Source organism: Imperialibacter sp., assembly GCF_048007035.1.
Classification (GTDB): domain Bacteria; phylum Bacteroidota; class Bacteroidia; order Cytophagales; family Cyclobacteriaceae; genus Imperialibacter.
This window is the reverse complement of the sequence record NZ_CP180355.1, coordinates 5998428-6015702: the sequence shown is the minus strand read 5'-3', so window position 1 is coordinate 6015702 and position 17275 is coordinate 5998428. Positions and strand designations below refer to the sequence as shown.

Genomic DNA, 17275 nt, shown 5'->3' with positions numbered 1-17275 from the left:
TTTATGTCGCAGCAGCACCTATCTTTGGAGTTCGCCAATCAACACAAGCATGAAAACCATCAAAATAGCTGTTATCATATTTGCCTTTGCCTGTCTAATAGTCAGTCATGCAGGGGCTCAAAGCATTTATAGCAAAAGCAACCTTTTTGCATGGTGCATTGTGCCCTACGATGTTAAGCACCGCAGCCCGGCTGACAGAATAGCCATGCTGAAGGAACTGGGCTTCAAATCATATGCTTACGATTGGAGGGCAGAACATTTGGCTACTTCGGTTGAAGAGTGGAAGCTGGCAAAAAAGAACAACATCAAAATAAATGGGGTTTGGATTTGGATAGACGCCAATACAGATAGTCCCCAAAAGCTTAGCAGCGCCAATCTTAAGCTTCTTAGCTACATAAAGGAAACCAAACTGAAAACGCAGCTGTGGGTGGGTTTTCATGCCAACTTTCTGGAAGGGCTCGATGAGGAGACGAAAGTTCGCAAATCAAAGGAGATGCTGGACTATCTTCATGCAAAAGGTGCCGAGGTTGGATGTACCGTAGCGCTTTACAACCATGGCGACTGGCTTGGAGAGCCTGCCAACCAGGTGAAAGTAATTAAGGCCAGTGGATTCAAGGACGTAGGCATCATCTACAACTTCCACCACGCCCATGAGCAACTTGACGAGTATACCGATATTATTGATGTGGCTCTCCCCTATTTGTGGGCGGTAAATCTGAATGGCATGAGGGAAGAAGGACCCAAGATATTGCCCATCGGTTCAGGCGACCGGGAAAGTGAGATGATGGCTTACCTGACGAAGGTCGGTTTCAAAGGCCAGATTGGTATCCTGGGGCATATCGAAGAGGAGGATGTGGCGATTGTTTTGCAGCAAAACCTTTCTGGTCTCCAGCGCATATTATCATCAATTGGAGACAAAGAAGCCCTGAGTACCTACGGAAAAAACTAAGCGAAGCCGGCCGAAGCTCAGGTCGATATATCGTTTGAATGTCCGGCCTTCATTTGGTCGGCGTACTCCGATGGGCTCTGCCCAAAAAGTTTCTTAAAGCAATTTCTGAAGTACTTGGGATCATTGAAGCCAACCATATAAGCTACCTCCGAGATCGAGAAGTCGCCCTCGGCCAATACTTGTGCGGCCCTCTTGAGCCTGATTGTTCGTATTACTTCATTGGCCGACTGACCTGTCAAAGCCTTCAGTTTTCTAAACAATGTGGCTTTGCTCATCCCCACGTCTTTGCACAGGTCGTCAACAGAGTAGCTGGTATTTGATATATTCGCCTCTACGCTCTTAAGTGCCTGGTTGATAAATGTTTCATCTCGTGAGGTTACAGTAATATTCTTAGGCTCAAGCGTCAATGTCCTGCTGTCAGCGAACATTTCTATCAGCTTCTTTCTTCCGTCCAGCAAATTACGCACCTTGAGTGCCAACACTTTGCTATTGAACGGCTTTGTGATATAATCGTCGGCACCTGTTTCCAGCCCCTCAATCTTATATATCTCGGAAGTTCTCGCTGTTAATAAGATGATTGGGATATGACAGGTGGCTTCTGTTTGCCGAAGAGCATTGCAAAGAGCAATCCCATCCATCACCGGCATCATCAAATCTGATATCACCAGGTCAGGGCTAGTCTCTAAAGCCTTCTCAAGTCCCTCTTTGCCATTGAAGGCCGTTACTATTTGGTAATCCTTCGACAGAATAGACTGGATATAACCTGACACTTCCTTGTTGTCTTCTACAATCAAGACCGTCGGCGTGCCTTCAGGATGCATGATGGGGTCCGGTGCAGAAATTGCAGGCTGCCCGTGAGAATGAAGACCACGGGGCGAGGTTACCGACATATCTATTCTTCCTTCAACAACTTCTGTAGGCTTAAAGTGAACATTGCCAAGTGGCAGCGTTAGGATGAATCGTGCAAACTGTCCCTCAACACTCTCCACATCAATAGATCCATGGTGCAATTCGATGAGGCTCTTGCTCAGGGAAAGACCAATGCCCGTGCCTGTAGAGTGCCTTCCTTCCTCGTAACTAAAAAATGGTTCGAAGATAGTCGTTAAGTGTTCCCTTTTTATTCCCGTGCCATTGTCGAAAACAGAAATATAGACTTTGTCGGGCGTTTGCTCCAGTTTGATACTCACCACACCCTTTTTAGGTATTTTTTTAAATGCGTTCGAAAGAAGATTGAAAATCACTTTTTCCATCTGATCCGGGTCAAACCAAACCATGATTTCCTCGTGGCTGCTCTGCAACGTAAAGTCGGCGTTCATTTCCTCGGCCAGTGTATCGAAAGAATATTTGATCTCCTTAATGAAGCTGACCAGGTTACTTTCCATGGCCGTCACTTTCATATTCCCCGATTCCACTTTGCGGAAGTCGAGCAGCTGATTGACCAGCTTATGGAGCCTCAGCACATTGTGGTTAACCGCTTGAAGCTTTCCCTTGATCCCTTTCTCAATGCCCTCTGAGTCGATCAGGTTTTGTATGGGGCCTATAATCAGCGTTAAAGGCGTTCTGAACTCATGAGAAATGTTTGTAAAGAATTGCAGCTTGGTTTTGTTTAGCCGCTCCACACTTTCGAGCTTCAGTCTCTCCAGCCGCAAGTCATTGATAAAGTGAGCCCTGATCAGCGTAATCCTGCGAAACAGGTAAAGCAGGGATATCACAATCGCTATGTACCCCATGTAAGCCCAGGATGTTTCCCACCAGGCAGGAAGCACAGTAATGGCCAACCGGGTTGGGTTGTCGTTCCAAACGCCATCGTTGTTGCTCGCCTTTACTTCAAAAACATAAGTTCCCGGATCAAGGTTGGTATAGGTGGTGGACCTGGTTTCGCCCACAAAATTCCATTTGTCGTCAAAGCCAATCAACCGGTAGGCATACTGGTTCTTATCACTGGCCGACATATTGAGTGCTGCGTATTCGATACTGAAAATGTTGAAGTCACTTTTCAGACTCAGCTCCTTGGTTTCGCTAATGTGTCTGGTAAGAATGGAATCTCCGCTGTTAACCCTGACCGACTTATTGAACACTTTAAAGTCTTCCAGCACCACCAAAGGAGGATGCGGATTGTCCAGAATTTCTGACGGATTGAAAGTGATGATTCCGTTGCTTCCTCCGAAATACAGCAGCCCGTCGGCGTCTTTGAAGGATGAATTTCCCTTAAACCCATTGACCAACAGCCCGTCGGAGTCGTCGTAGTTTTTAAAGGTTTCATTTTCTGGGTCAAACACGCTCATTCCATTGCTGGTGCTTATCCACAAGTGGCCCTGGTTATCCTCCAATATGCCTTTTATGTTGTGATTGGTGAGCCCGTTGTCAATGGTGTATCGCTCAAAGGCATCTTTGCTTTTCAGGTGATAGAGCCCCGATTCTGTGCCTGTCCAAAGACGTCCCTTACTGTCCTCGAACAAGCAAAAAATAACCGAGAGTATATTTTCACTGTAGTTTTCGCTCTCTGCAAACACAGGCTCCATTTTCATTTTCTCCGAGTTATACAGCTTTAAACCGCTGTTCGTCCCAACCCAGATATTGGAATGTTTGTCCTCGAAAATTATTCTCAGGTTATTAATAGAAGCGTCTTCTGCCCAGGTTGAATCCACAATATGCGTGAATGATTTTTCATCCTTCGAGAAAAGTACGTTAAGGCCATAGTACGTCCCCATCAGAATATTGGCCTTCTGCCTGTCCTGATGCAAAGCATATACATTTTGATTACCTAAGTCTTTTCTCGAACTCCCTACAGTTGCGTACCGATCAAAGCTTTGCGTGGCTTCGTTAAAAACAAAAACACCTTCCGCCCATGTTCCAACCCAAATATTGTGGTTGCGGTCTTCGTAAATCGTCAGCACAGGAATTCCGTTCTGGCCCGATTCAATAGGATCATTCAAGTAGTAAGAAGTATTGCCTTTGTACACTTTCATAATACCGCCTTCGGTACCTATCCAGAACCGTCCTTTTGAGTCTTTATACAATGCGTTGACAACCGTATTCTGATAGGCCGCCTTTAGCGATGTAAACTTGTTTTGATACGGGTCTATCACGCTCAAACCAAATGAAAACGTACCGATCCATAGCCTCCCTTCATTATCTTTATACAGCGCCTTAATGGAGTTATCGCTGATTGACTTTGGATGGTCTTTGTCAGCCACATGGTGCTCAAACTTGTTTGTGCGAATGTCGAGCCGGCTTAGACCGCCATTTTCGGTACCCGCCCAAATGTAGTTACCATCGGGACAAACAGTTCTCACCACATTTACCAAAGGACCGTTTTCTCTGTTTTCGGACGTTCTGTAGTGAGTGAATTTGCTGGACTTGACATCGAGCTTGTCCAGCCCACCTCCCCTGGTAGCAATCCATAAATTCCCTATATCATCTTTTGCAATAGAGTATAAATAATTGTAGCCCAGCGAATTAGAATCTTTGGGATCATGAGCGTATACCTTCAGGTTGCCTGTCTTTCGGTTCCATTTGTAAAGCGCAGTGTCCGCCGCTACCCAAAAATCACTCTTGTGAATTTGCTCGATGCCGATAATCGACAGGCGCCCCTTAAAATTGCCGGTATGGTCAGTCCAGCTATTGTCTGACAAATTAAGAGACTTTATTGTGGTGCCCACGAACCATACCCGTCTTTCGCTGTCTTCTCTGATGTCATTGATCACCAGGTTATTAAATTCAGGAACCCGGATAAAAGTATCTAATTCTCTATTGTACCGGTGCAATGTGCCCTTGGCTGTGCTTACCCATAGCGTGCCGCTGCTATCTTCAAAAATTGAAAGGATTCTATTTGTTAAAAGCGTGTGCTCGTCAGACGGATCGTTCCTGTAAATCTTAAATTCATAGCCATTGTAACGGTTGAGGCCGTCCTCAGTGCCTACCCACAAATAGCCTTTGCTGTCTTTATGGATGGCAGAAATAGTGACCGACGAAAGTCCCTGCTCTACAGAAAGGCTCGAAAAAGACTCATTCTTGCCTTGCCCATGTGCCGCCAGCGGTAAAAACAATGAAATCCACAAGAAAAGTGAAAGCAGGTAAAATGGTCTCATAAAATATGTAAAAGTCTAATGGGCGCACCTGGCTCAGAACAACATTCGGGCTACTATTCAGCTTTGGTAATTTAGTTGAATATCTTAAAAAAGTCTAATCTCCGATCAAACTACAGGCAGGCAGTAAAAGGCAACAGCAGACATCTTCCGAGTAGGCTGCGCAAAATACTGACTGTTTTCGATATCACAATTGTACAATTATCCACAAATATAATAAGGAAGGTTGAGGTATTTGCAGTGAGTCACCAAGAAGCCCATGAATAGGTTTTGGAAACATTTGTCATCTATATTTGAAGGATTTATACCTCCTCAATTGTTTTATTCTTCTCAACTTGTGTCAATTGCCATAATGCAAAAAAGTGCTACGTTATGTGTGTATTACCGCTTGAAGTATCAAACCCAATATTGAACACAATGGCACTTCGAAAAATCTAATATTTATACTATCTTGTACTATAACCTCGTAAAGCTTAAATGATTATGCCTATGAAATTAACCCCTAAAGCAAAATCCTTAAACCCCAAATGTGGAGGATTCAGTTCCTGACTCCCTGCACACCCGGTGTATACTATAAACACTGGTTAAATCATTTTAAACCAATTCATTCATGTTATGAAAAACAATTACCTACTTATTAGCTTATCGCTGCTTTTCTTTCTGGCATGCTCAACAGCATTTGCCCAGCAGAGAACTGTAAGTGGTAAAGTAGTTGACCCTAATGGCACAGGTTTTCCCGGTGTCAACGTAATTATTAAAGGGACTGCTACCGGTACCACTACCAATGCGGACGGCGAGTACAAAATCGCTGTTCCCGACAACAACACTGTTCTCGTGTATTCCTTCATAGGATACGCTGCACAGGAAGTAACAGTTGGAAGTCGCTCTGTGCTGGATATTACCCTGGCAGAAGACGTGACCCAGCTTAGCGAAGTTGTTGTAACTGCCCTTGGGGTAGAAAGAAGTGTAAAAGCGCTTCAGTCATCCGTGACCACAGTGTCAGGTGACAACTTCACTCAGGCTCGTGAAAACAACCTTGGTAACGCCCTTTCAGGAAGAATTGCTGGTGTAAACGTTAGCAAAATTTCTGGTGGCCCTGCCGGTTCTTCACGTATCGTTATTCGTGGTAACAAAACACTGGGCGGACAAAACCAGCCTTTGTATGTAATCGACGGTGTGCCTATGGACAACTCTGGCTTCGGTCAGGCTGGTCTTTGGGGTGGTCGTGACGAGGGAGATGGTCTTACCAGTATCAACCCTGACGACATCGAGTCTATCACAGTGCTTAAAGGTGCTAGCGCAGCTGCCCTTTATGGCTCACGTGCTGGTAACGGTGTTATCAACGTGGTAACCAAAAAAGGTACCAAAAGAAAAGGTCTTGGTATTGAGTTCAACTCAAACTACGTGGCAGAAACTGCTATCAACCTGAGTGACCTTCAGAAAGACTATGGTACTGGCAACTATGTTGATCAGTCCAATGATGGTATTCGTAATGGAGTTGCCACAAAGCCGAGAGATGCCCGTGAGGCATTTGGGTGGGGCAATGTGGCCTGGGGACCGAAATTTGACGGTAGCCAGGTTTTGCAGTTCGATGGTGTGGCTCGCCCCTACTCCTATCAGGGTGACAACTGGAAGCGCTTCTATCAAACAGGTAATGCTTTTACCAACAGTGTGTCTATCAGTGGTGGAAGTGACAAGCAAACTTTCAGGTTGTCAGCGGCTGATTTGAGAAGTAATAGTATCATCCCTAATTCCGGGTACGACAGAACTAACCTTTCATTGTCCACAAGCTCAAGGTTTGCAGACAAGTTAACTGTTACATCAAAAATGATGTACACCCATGAAACTGCACATAACCGTCCGGTGCTTTCTGATTCACCAGGTAATGCCGTTCAATCCATTTGGAGAACACCAGGCAATGTCAATGTAGAAACGTACAAAGGCGACCCTAACAAGCTTGGAGCTATTCCCGAAGGCACAACTCAGGAGCAGTTGATAATTTATGGACAAGGAAGCAATGCCAATGCCAGAAGACCAGGCCAGGAGTTGCTACCCGCAGCTAACAACTGGGGACAGAACCCTTACTGGGCTACTGAACAGTTCATCAACGACGATACAAGAGACCGTTTGATCGGTTCTGGTGATGTTCGCTATGACATTACCGATTGGTTGTATGCTTCAGGAAGTATCCAGATGGACTGGTACACCAGAAGAGACAAGTCTTTGACTCCTCAGGGAACGGGCTACCAGCTTGGCGGATCCATGTCTGAAGGCGAGGATCGTGTGCGTGAAACCAACACTCAGTGGATATTGGGCGGAAACAAAACTTTCAGCCAGATCAGTGTCAACGCTTTCGTTGGAGGTAATGTGATGCGGAGGTCAAGTGAAAGAATCGCAGCCAATGGTAATGGATTTAACGTGGACTTCTTCCCTGCCATTAACAACGCCGCCACCAGAAACTTTGGTTATGGCTTCTCTGAATCTGGCATCAATTCTGTATTTGGTTCAGCTGAGATCGGTTACAACGGTTACCTATTCTTAACTGCTACTGCCAGAAACGACTGGTTTTCAGTTTTGAATCCCGACTACAACAGTATATTATATCCTTCAGTTGGGGCTAGCTTTGTATTCTCAGACGCATTCACAGGCCTTCCTAGCTGGTTGAGCTTTGGTAAAGCAAGAGCTTCTTGGGCACAAGTGGGTATCGTAAATATCAACCCTTACGATGCTAACCTGACATATTCATTGAATGGTAACTCACACTTGGGGCGTACCATGGGAACGTTCTCATCAGCAGGTGGAAATAATGGAAGAATACCTAACCCAACCTTACAACCTGCAACCTCAACGGAAGTAGAAGTTGGATTTGATACCAAGTTCTTCGACAACAGATTTGGTGTTGACTTTGCTTATTATCACCAAAAAACTACCGACGATATTCTTGGGATAACTATTTCTCGAGCCTCTGGTTTCGGTCAGACTTTCATTAACGTAGGAGAGTTAGAGAATAAAGGAGTAGAGCTGCTTTTAACAGGTACACCAGTGCGAGGAGAAGTTACCTGGGATATCTCTGTAAACCTGGCCAAGAACGTAAACAAAGTTATTAATCTAGTAGATGGCCTGACAGAAATCACATTGGAAGAACCACGTACCAGAAACGTGTTTATTAAGCACATCATAGGTCAGCCCTTTGGCACCATTACTGGCCGGGTACAGCAGATGAGCCCTAATGGAGAGCCTATTTTCCTTCCGGATGGCAGACCATTGGCATCAACAACTTACGTTCCTATTGGCAATGGTTTGGCTGACTGGACAGGTGGTATCAACAACTCTGTTTCCTGGAAAGGTGTTAACCTAAGCATGTTGATTGACATCAAGCTTGGCGGAGATATCTTCTCTGGAACAAACAACCGTTTGACCCAGTGGGGATTGCATCAGCAATCACTTATCGGACGTGAGGGTGAAAAACCACTACATATCAAGGGTGTTACAGACAACGGTGATGGTACCTTCACCCCTGTTGACAGAGACCTCACTCCACATGAAGCAAACAGCTATTGGGGTTCAGTAGGCGGCGAAAGCACTGCCATCTCAAGCATGTTCCTGTACGACGCTTCTTTCATGAAGTTGAGACAATTGACTTTGGGCTACAGCTTGCCAAGAACTATGCTAGAGAATACTCCCTTCCAGAATGTGTCACTTTCTTTTGTGGGAAGAAACCTCGCTATTCTTTTCAAGAATATCGACAACGTAGATCCTGAATCTGCCTATTCAGCTAATGCTGGTGCACAGGGCCTTGAGTATTTTGCGATGCCTACTACTCGTAGCTACGGCGTCAACTTAAGAGTAGGATTCTAACCATTAAATAGCTAAGAAATGAAATACGTTAGAAATAAAATAAACAAGATCATCATCGCCTCTGTCGCAATATTTGTATTCACGGCAAGTTGCGATACGGATGAATTGCATGAGTTGAATATCAACCCCCAGGCCCTGAATCAGGTAAACATGAATTATTTGTTTACGGCAGCTCAGCTTGGTTCTGCAGCGGGTGGTTCAGCTGGAGACAACCGCTATATTGACTGGAGAACAAACATTGGCCTGTGTGCCCATGCTATTCAGCAGCTGGCCAACGTTAGTGGCGGTATAGCTCCCGGTGACAAATACACTGACAACGTTGAATCCTACAACGCACCATGGGAGTTTATCTATGGTGATCAGTTGAAGAACCTTGCTGAGGTTCTCAGACAAACCGGCCCTGACGGGTTTGAGGCAGGTCAGAGAAAGAACATGCGTGAAGCCGCTAGAATCCTTCGTGCATTTAATTTCCACAGACTGACCGATTATTATGGTAATATTCCTTATTCCGACGCATTGCAAGGGATACAGGGTACTTTCCTTCCTGAGTACGACGATCAGCAAACCATCTATATGGACTTGTTGAATGAGTTGGATGAAGCAACGGCTGCTTTAAGTGCTTCCAATCCTGACGAGGGCTTTGCTGCGGCTGATTTGTACTATAACGGTGACGTTACCAAATGGAAGAAGTGGGGTTACTCTCTGATGCTTCGGTTGGCCATGCGTATCTCTAATGCGGATGCGACCGCTGCAGCCACGTATGTAAGCAAGGCTGTTTCTGGTGGCGTTTTCACCAGCAACGACGACAACACATGGGTACCAATGGATTTAGGCCCAAGTGAGTGGACTAACCAGAACGGTATTTCGAGAGCATTTGCTTCCGGTGACGGTGGTCAGCCATCCATTCTGAGCAAGACTTTTATTGACATGCTCAAGGGAGCAAATGCTGCAAGCACAGCAGATGATGATCCAAGACTTCTCATCTTTACCGATGGCGTAGGCGGAGACAAGGATCCACTGGTTCAGGAAGGTATGCCAAACGGACAAGATGGAGGTACCATAGGTGCTTATATTGGCGAGAAGTTTGGTGACCCTACATTGAGCCCTAGTTCTGTTTTCTCTTCCATTAATGTTGCTCTGCTTGACGATAACGATCCGTACATGCTGATGAACTATGCCGAGGTTGAGTTCTTACTTGCCGAAGCAGCTGAGCGTGGAATAGGTGGAGTAACTGGAGCTTCTGCTCACTACAATGCTGGTGTTCGTGCGGCTATGCAAATGTACACTCCTTATGCACAGGGTGACCCCGATGTTGAAGAAGCTCTTTCTGTTACTGATGCCCAGGTGGACGCCTATCTTGCCGCCCACCCCTACACAGGTGGTGCAGCCGGTCTTGAAATGATTGGTAACCAAATGTGGGTGAGTAAATTTTTCAACTGGTGGGAAGCCTGGTCTGATTGGAGAAGAACTGGATTTCCAGTGTTGGTTCCCGTCAACTACCAGGGTAACGTGACTGGAGGCACTATTCCAGTCAAACTGAGGCTTCCAACACACGAAGTAGCAGTTAACTCGGCAAATATCAGTGCCGGCGCTACTTTGCCTGACCAGCCAACCACAAGAGTTTGGTGGGATGTGAATTGATTTCAATAAACCATAAATCAAATAAATAGTGGAAAGTCCCCGATGATAGTCGGGGACTTTTTTCATTTGGGGGTCAATAGAAATTCATTTAACTTGATTGAATAATGAGAAAGCAATTCGGTCAGTTCTTCATCATGCTTTTGCTTGTTGCCACAGGCGCTTGCCTGGATCCCCTGGATCCTGCCACTTCAGATTGTGAAAGGTCAGGGTTGGCCATATCAATTATTAATGTTACGTCCACAGATTGCGGCATACCAAATGGGCAGATCGAAGTATTTTCATCTGGTGGTTTGGGCGATAAAACATTTTTCTTAAATGACGGACCAGCACAGAAAACTGGTGTGTTTCATAGCTTGAGACCTGGTATTTACTCAGTCTCCGTGATGGACTCATTGTACTGTCGCAGAGCGGTGACGGTGCATATCTCATCTGGAATTTCTTTTAAAGAATCGATACAGCCTATCATCGAGAATAGCTGTATCATCAACACTTGTCATGATGGTTCGGGTAGCATCAGCTTTAAGGTGTTCGCCAACATCAAAAAATCAGCGGCTGACATCAAGGGGCTCACTCAGGCACGAGTTATGCCTAAGGTTGGCAGTTTAACAAATGACGAAATTGAGCAAATAGCCTGCTGGGTAGATGACGGAGCACTATTTAACTAGCTCTACAAATCTTTTTTTTCACCTGACCGCTAGCCAGCCGAAACAATTTCTTGGTATTCCTGTTTTCCAGGAATGGATGCCAATCACTTTACTAAATTTGTTTTGTTGCTTTTTCTAATCACGGTAACCTCTTGTGAGCAGGAGACTGATGTAGTTGATAAGGACTGTACCGGATCAGGGCTGACACTGACATTACTTGGTTCGACGGATACTTCTTGTGGCGCTTCAGCGGGTGTAGTCGAAGTTGAAGCGTCCGGCGGTTTTGGAGACTACAGGTACCAGCTCGATGGAGGTGCCCTTCAGTCCAGCGGAACGTTCGGCGGCGTTGGTCCGGGGAAATATATTGTGGGGGTAGTAGATTCCGAGGGGTGCACCAATACCCTGGACGTTCAAATCTATTCCGGCGTAAGCTTTGCAGCCTCCATCAAACCAATTATTGAGGCCAATTGCGCCATCAGTGGTTGCCATGATGGCTCGGGAAATATCGACTATAATAATTTTGACAATATTAAGCTTAACCCATCGGACATAAAGGCACGCACGCAGTCGGGAGACATGCCGAGAAACGGAGCGCTTACTGCGGCCGAAATAGACATGATAGCCTGCTGGGTGGATGATGGGGCTTTGAACAACTGAATGCTTGGTAGAATATCTAGGAGGCCCCATCAACGAATGAATTTAAAACCTATACCCCACAAAAGAATATAATCTGGTACTGGTCGCTTTAAGTGCGTTATAGTTTACCATCCCATTTCCTTTTTCTAACCGCATTTCAATACTCAATCTACTGACTTTAACACCTCCCCCAAAAAGAATGCCTTGCTCATATTTTCTGGTTTCGCCAATAGCCTTTGTGGTCTCAAATACAGTTTCTCCGTAGAATTGACCTTCGTTTCTGCTTTCATTTGTTTCGTTTATTGCTATTCCATTTGAGAAACCCAGGTTAACAAAAGGCTCTACGTTTCCAACGGGATACTTGAAGCGAATCATATTGTTCATTTTTACATAAGAATACCCGATTGTCGAGTAGCGTTTTGTGTAGTAGGCTTCGTTTTTGTAGTCGTTGAAGAACCCATTTACCTTATAGGAAGAATAAATAAGCTCGTTGTTAAACGAGAGTTTACCATTGTTCCTTGGAGCTATCGCTTCAAAGAAAACCCCAACAGAAAAATTATAAGAAGGGTCATAAATTCCGTCTATGAGCATGTAAAACACCTCATGTTTCCCTTCAAAATTTAATGTAGCTATCGAAAGCCCTGCGAGAGCTCCGAATTGCGAAGTAAATTTCTCAGTCTCTTTTCTGAAAATAATATTGCTGCTGGTACAATCATAGTAGCGAAGAAAGAGCTTTTCAATACTACTTTTGGAATAGCCGATATTTGACGTGTATTCTCCAATGTTGGGGCAATCAAAAAGATAACTCATCAGTTGAATTTTAAAGGTTTTATCTTCTTTGATTTCATTGGTTGTTACACCTTGTGATAGGTACTTTTTATATTTCAAAAGTATAAACTGATCATTATCCCCAATAAATAGATTCTCATTTCCATTGCTATTTCGATAGTAGTAAAGACTTTTATCGCCCCGGACAATGACTTGCAAAAGAACTGTATCAACTTCAATTTGTAGCGACTGGTCAAAGGTTAGATAGTTAATTTTCGAAGGGCTGATTTCTGTATCAACAATAGCACTAACATAAATTTCATCTAGCACATGATACTCACGAATCTGATTGAAAGATAGGGTGTATACATCGCCATTCTGAATCGTCTTGAATGATACTTTCGTCGGATTAACTTCGGAGTTGTTATACCTAATAAAGCAACTTAAGGTGTCACCCTCTGATTTGATAATTATACCTGGAAAATAGCTATTTTGGGCAAAGACATTGAAGAAAATTGCTGTAGAAAGAAATAAGATTAAAGCAGTAAATAAAATATTTTTTTTTCTCATCGCTGTGACGCTCCTTTTAGTTACTTCAATTGAAATATTGTCCAAATTACTACTGTGCTTTTTGGAATTTTCTAAATTTCAAAATTTTATCTAATTATAACAAAAGGCCGGCCATAAATGCTCTTAAAAATTACTGAAAAAATAATGGCAGCTAATTCAAACTCAGCTCCCCCCTTCTCAAGCTATACTCAACTCCCGTCTTTTCATTAGTAAGCCGTAGCTCTCTGCCGTACAACCACGCTTTCCACTCAGTCTGGTCATTTTCAAAAATGATTTTCCGGTGCCTTGTGTTGATGACTGCCACGCCACTTTCCTGGATGTCACCCGCAGCAACAATTGAATAGTTCCCGCTCTCGTCGATGCTGAAGACTGTCTGCTGTAGTCTTTCCACCTTGTTCCGGTTCCTTATTTTGTAAAGCTCCCACTCCCCTACAATGGTGCGCTCGAATTCTTCGAAGCCAGGCACCTCGCTGATTCGGGTAAAAGACAATGTCACATTTCGGGCTCTGTCGTCTTTCCCTTTCAGCTTAAGGAGATCTTTGTACCGAAATACCGACCAGGTAGAGTTGAACCATTCCACGTCCGTACTGTACATAGCCAGCTTGTCTGACTGTAGCTTGTACACACCACTCAGGTCTCCTTTTACCCTTGAAACGGCAAAGCTTCTGTTGTCATTGATTTCTAAAAAGACGGGACTAAACGATTTTGCCAAAGCGTCTTGCTCGTAGGTTTCCAGTTGCCAGAGTCCTTCAATGTCCTGGATTTGGTAAGTCCTTTGGCAGCTTGCGAAAACAGCGGCCAGAAAAAATAGAAAACTTGTTAAAATCCGTGCCATTTCAGTCAAGTTAAGTAAAATATAGCTGAACACAATGTTATTCAATAACCGGCAACTGAGCACTTTTTTTGCAGTGTTTAGGTTCGATTTGGCAGCAAACCGACTGGAACACTATTCAGTTTTCAAAGACTCCACAGGGTTGCCCCGAGCAGCCTTCCACGTGCTGTGACTAACTGTTAAGACAGACACAACAAGCAGCAAAAAAGCAGGTACCACAATGAACTCCACACCCATTTCGACCCGAAAGGCATAGTTTTCCAGCCACTGTTGTCCGCCCCAAATCACCAGCGGAATGGCAAGTGCGCTAGCGACAAGCAGCAAAACCAGATATTCTTTAGACAAAAGGGTCATCAACTGTCCAACTGAAGCGCCCAGCACTTTTCTAATACCAATTTCTTTGGTTTTCAGGCTGGCAGAAAAGGACACCAGGGCAAAAAGGCCCAGACAGCTAATGAAAATGGCCAACACTGAAAATGCCGTGAACAAGTTGCCAAACTGCAGATCAGCCTGGTACTGGCGGTTGAAGGCATCATCGAGGAAGAAGTAATTGAATTCGTTCCCAGGATATACCTCATCATATGCAGTCTTGATGTAGTCAATGGTTTGAGGCATATCAGACAAACTCACCCTAATAGAATAATAGGCGCCATAGGCATTATTTAACATGTAAATACTGGGAATCTGAGCTTCTTTAAGTGAGTGCCAGTGAAAGTTCTTCACCACGCCGACGACTTCAAGTGTGTCACCGGCTGACACGACAACCTTCTGGTGTAGAGCATTCTGCGGACTGCCGAGCCCCAACTGTTTCACGGCTTCTTCATTGACAATAGCAACTCCTGCATATGACGCTTTCATCAGATCTTCACGGAAGGGCTCACCTGAAAGAAAATTCAAATCAAAGGTTTTGGTGAAGTAGCCATCTACTTGATCAATAGACACCAGCTTTCCGTCATCAAGTAGTTCACCAAGTCGCCAAACGTCACCTGTCCACATATTTCCCTTTCCTGGCACCGACCCTGTTCCCGAAATGCTTTCTACGCTATGGTGTTGTACTACCTTCTGTTGGAAGGCACTAAAATTTGACAACATTGCGTCAAATTCAAAAGTTTGGAACCGAGGCCCGTAAACCACCAATATTTTCTCCATATCAATGCCCAGATCCTGATCTCTCATATACTTCACCTGCCTGTAAACCAGCCATGTGCCAGAGATCAAAAGAATTGACAGAAAGAACTGAAACAAAATAATTCCCTTGCGAACCACCAAACCCTGACTGAACCCTCTAAATGAGGATTTAAGCATACTTACGGGCTTAAACGAGGATAGCACAAATGCTGGGTAAAGGCCCGACAATAGAGAGCCAACAACAACAACTATTACAAACTGTAGCCAAAATCCTGAAGACTGCATAATAGTAAAAGCGAGCGTTTTCCCCACCATTTGATTGAGAACAGGCAAACTCAAAAGTGCAATACCAAAAGCAAGTATGACTGCTAACCCATTGATCAGAAATGACTCTACCAGAAACTGGCCGATCAGCTGCCTCTTGCGAGCGCCAATGGCCTTCCTGACCCCCACCTCTTTGGCTCGATGCAACGAGCGTGATGTAGATAGATTAATATAGTTTGCCCAGGCCATCAACATGACAAAGACTGCAATGACACTAAACAGCTTAATGTTAGCTATATCTTCATTGTTACCCGACGGGTCTTGTAAGTTGTCAGAGTAAAGATGGATCTCCTTGAGCGGTTGTAGATCAAATGTCCATTTCTCATTGCTTGCTGCTAGCTCCTTTCCAAAGTATTGGTCGGCAATTAAATCGAATTTGTCACTTACCACGTTAGGGCTCGCTGTTTCCGGTAATAGTACATAGGTTGAAAAATTTCTCCACCCCATTCCGTCGTTGTTCTTGTAAGATGGCTCTTCACTCAATAGCAGCTTCATAGGCAATAGAAAGTCGAACTGCATGTGGCTGTTCACTGGCAACTTTTGGAGCACACCAGTAACTATATAGTCACCACCTGGCCATCCACCGCTGATGTGAAGCGTTTTACCAATTGGATCCTTTTCACCAAAAATTTTGGAAGCCATTTGCTCTGTCAACACGATGTTGCGCTTTTCACTAAGTGCGGACTCTCTGCTACCAGACAGCAGTGGAAAGTCAAATACGTTCAAAAAACTATCATCGACAAACCAGACATTGTCTTCCTGATAAGGAATGTCATTTTCAGGGTTGAAAATCCCCAGTTCGTAGCGCCAAAGGTTGATACGAACTACTTCTTCAATCTCTGGAATATTTTCTTTTCCAAATTTCCCAAGTTCATGAACTGTGCTGATGTCTCGTCCCTGCCTTACACCATTCTTCAAGTCGGTTTCAACAAGTCGATATATCCGGTTCGACCTGCTGTGAAACTGATCATAACTCAACTCAAAACTGATGTACTGATAGATCAGTAAACAAACACCCAAGCCCACTGCCAAGCCGAGGATGTTGATGATTGAGTAAGCCTTACAACGGCTCAGGTTGCGAAACGCTATTTTTACGTAATGACTGAACATGGGAATAGATGATCTGGATGGCTGTTTCTTTTTCACAAGAAACCACAAAGGCAAAACAGTGAGAGTGTCCCAGAAGAAGCTAACGCTCGCCCTACCCCTTCCCCACTCTTTGGCTCTGTATTCATACAACTCCAAAAAGTCACCTTTCAAGTCTTGTCGACTAGGCGGGCAAAATCTGTCAAGAAGCCAAAGCAATATTTTGGGTGCAGTTTTCAATTAGCTATTCGTTTTGGGAAACAATTGAAATACGCCTGCCGGTATGTCTTTCCATAGCTTCTGCCTGTCATCCATGGCGTCCTTAAGCACACGTTGCCCGCTGGCAGTCACCCGGAAGAACCGTTTCGGTTTGCCTCCCCTTACTTTGGTGGCTTCTCCCAACCTCGACTCCAGATACCCTTTTTCCTCCAGTCTGTAAAGTCCGGTATGCAAGGCACCCATGCTGACCGAGCGTTCCAGCCGTTTCTCTATTTCCATTTTAATGCCCAGCCCATAGGCCTCTTCGCCCAGCACCCCTATCGTGAGCATTACGATCTCCTCGAATTCCCCCAGGTTGTTTCTTGTCGTCACTATTCTATTACTTTCTATTTGCAGGTAATTTATAGAAACTTATTATACCTGCAAATAGAAATAAAATAAATCACTTGAATCGGAGCATACGCATTTGATGTTGGATCCAAAAAAAGGGCATGATGCCCCTTTTCCTATTTCATTGGTTATTAAGTTCTCC

The 17275-nt window shown here is 44.5% G+C and carries 10 protein-coding genes; 5 read left to right on the top strand and 5 right to left on the bottom strand.

From position 1 onward, the window contains the following. Window positions 1–49: 49 nt before the first annotated feature. Entirely contained in the window at window positions 50–949 is a 900-nt protein-coding gene (locus ACMVP2_RS25590; protein WP_416865681.1) for a sugar phosphate isomerase/epimerase family protein, read from the top strand. A gap of 17 nt (window positions 950–966) precedes the next feature. On the opposite strand, the gene ACMVP2_RS25585 is transcribed toward ACMVP2_RS25590, so the two are convergent. After that, window positions 967–5040, bottom strand: coding sequence for a hybrid sensor histidine kinase/response regulator transcription factor (locus ACMVP2_RS25585; protein ID WP_416865680.1), 4074 nt, complete (start codon window positions 5038–5040; stop codon window positions 967–969). A 612-nt stretch (window positions 5041–5652) separates the two neighbouring features. Here ACMVP2_RS25585 and ACMVP2_RS25580 point away from each other — a divergent pair. From ACMVP2_RS25580 to ACMVP2_RS25565, 4 genes are all read left to right on the top strand, one after another. Next, a complete protein-coding gene (locus ACMVP2_RS25580) occupies window positions 5653–8895 on the top strand; it encodes a SusC/RagA family TonB-linked outer membrane protein (protein WP_339793269.1) in 3243 nt (1080 codons plus the stop codon). A gap of 18 nt (window positions 8896–8913) precedes the next feature. Further along, window positions 8914–10536, top strand: coding sequence for a SusD/RagB family nutrient-binding outer membrane lipoprotein (locus ACMVP2_RS25575; protein WP_339793268.1), 1623 nt, complete (start codon window positions 8914–8916; stop codon window positions 10534–10536). Between the two features lie 104 nt (window positions 10537–10640). Continuing rightward, window positions 10641–11201 (top strand): hypothetical protein, encoded by a 561-nt coding sequence (locus tag ACMVP2_RS25570; RefSeq protein ID WP_339793267.1) that lies wholly within the window; start codon window positions 10641–10643, stop codon window positions 11199–11201. 105 nt (window positions 11202–11306) lie between these two features. Further along, entirely contained in the window at window positions 11307–11837 is a 531-nt protein-coding gene (locus ACMVP2_RS25565; RefSeq protein WP_339793266.1) for a hypothetical protein, read from the top strand. A gap of 42 nt (window positions 11838–11879) precedes the next feature. Here the strand turns inward: ACMVP2_RS25565 and ACMVP2_RS25560 are convergent, their stop codons facing one another. The 4 genes from ACMVP2_RS25560 to ACMVP2_RS25545 form a co-directional block, all read right to left on the bottom strand. Beyond that, a complete protein-coding gene (locus ACMVP2_RS25560; RefSeq protein WP_339793265.1) occupies window positions 11880–13199 on the bottom strand; it encodes a hypothetical protein in 1320 nt (439 codons plus the stop codon). 106 nt (window positions 13200–13305) lie between these two features. Beyond that, window positions 13306–13989, bottom strand: a complete 684-nt coding sequence (locus ACMVP2_RS25555) for a hypothetical protein (RefSeq protein ID WP_416865679.1) — start codon at window positions 13987–13989, stop codon at window positions 13306–13308. 111 nt (window positions 13990–14100) lie between these two features. Then, window positions 14101–16764, bottom strand: a complete 2664-nt coding sequence (locus tag ACMVP2_RS25550; RefSeq protein ID WP_416865678.1) for an ABC transporter permease — start codon at window positions 16762–16764, stop codon at window positions 14101–14103. Continuing rightward, window positions 16765–17115: a PadR family transcriptional regulator gene (locus ACMVP2_RS25545; protein ID WP_416865677.1), complete on the bottom strand. Its 351-nt coding sequence runs from the start codon at window positions 17113–17115 to the stop codon at window positions 16765–16767. Between the last annotated feature and the right edge of the window lie 160 nt (window positions 17116–17275).

Coding starts and splice junctions, on each gene's coding strand:
- ACMVP2_RS25575 (WP_339793268.1), top strand. CDS start 8,914: ATGAAATACGTTAGAAATAAAATAAACAAGATCATCATCGCCTCTGTC.
- ACMVP2_RS25555 (WP_416865679.1), bottom strand. CDS start 13,989: ATGGCACGGATTTTAACAAGTTTTCTATTTTTTCTGGCCGCTGTTTTC.
- ACMVP2_RS25570 (WP_339793267.1), top strand. CDS start 10,641: ATGAGAAAGCAATTCGGTCAGTTCTTCATCATGCTTTTGCTTGTTGCC.
- ACMVP2_RS25590 (WP_416865681.1), top strand. CDS start 50: ATGAAAACCATCAAAATAGCTGTTATCATATTTGCCTTTGCCTGTCTA.
- ACMVP2_RS25585 (WP_416865680.1), bottom strand. CDS start 5,040: ATGAGACCATTTTACCTGCTTTCACTTTTCTTGTGGATTTCATTGTTT.
- ACMVP2_RS25580 (WP_339793269.1), top strand. CDS start 5,653: ATGAAAAACAATTACCTACTTATTAGCTTATCGCTGCTTTTCTTTCTG.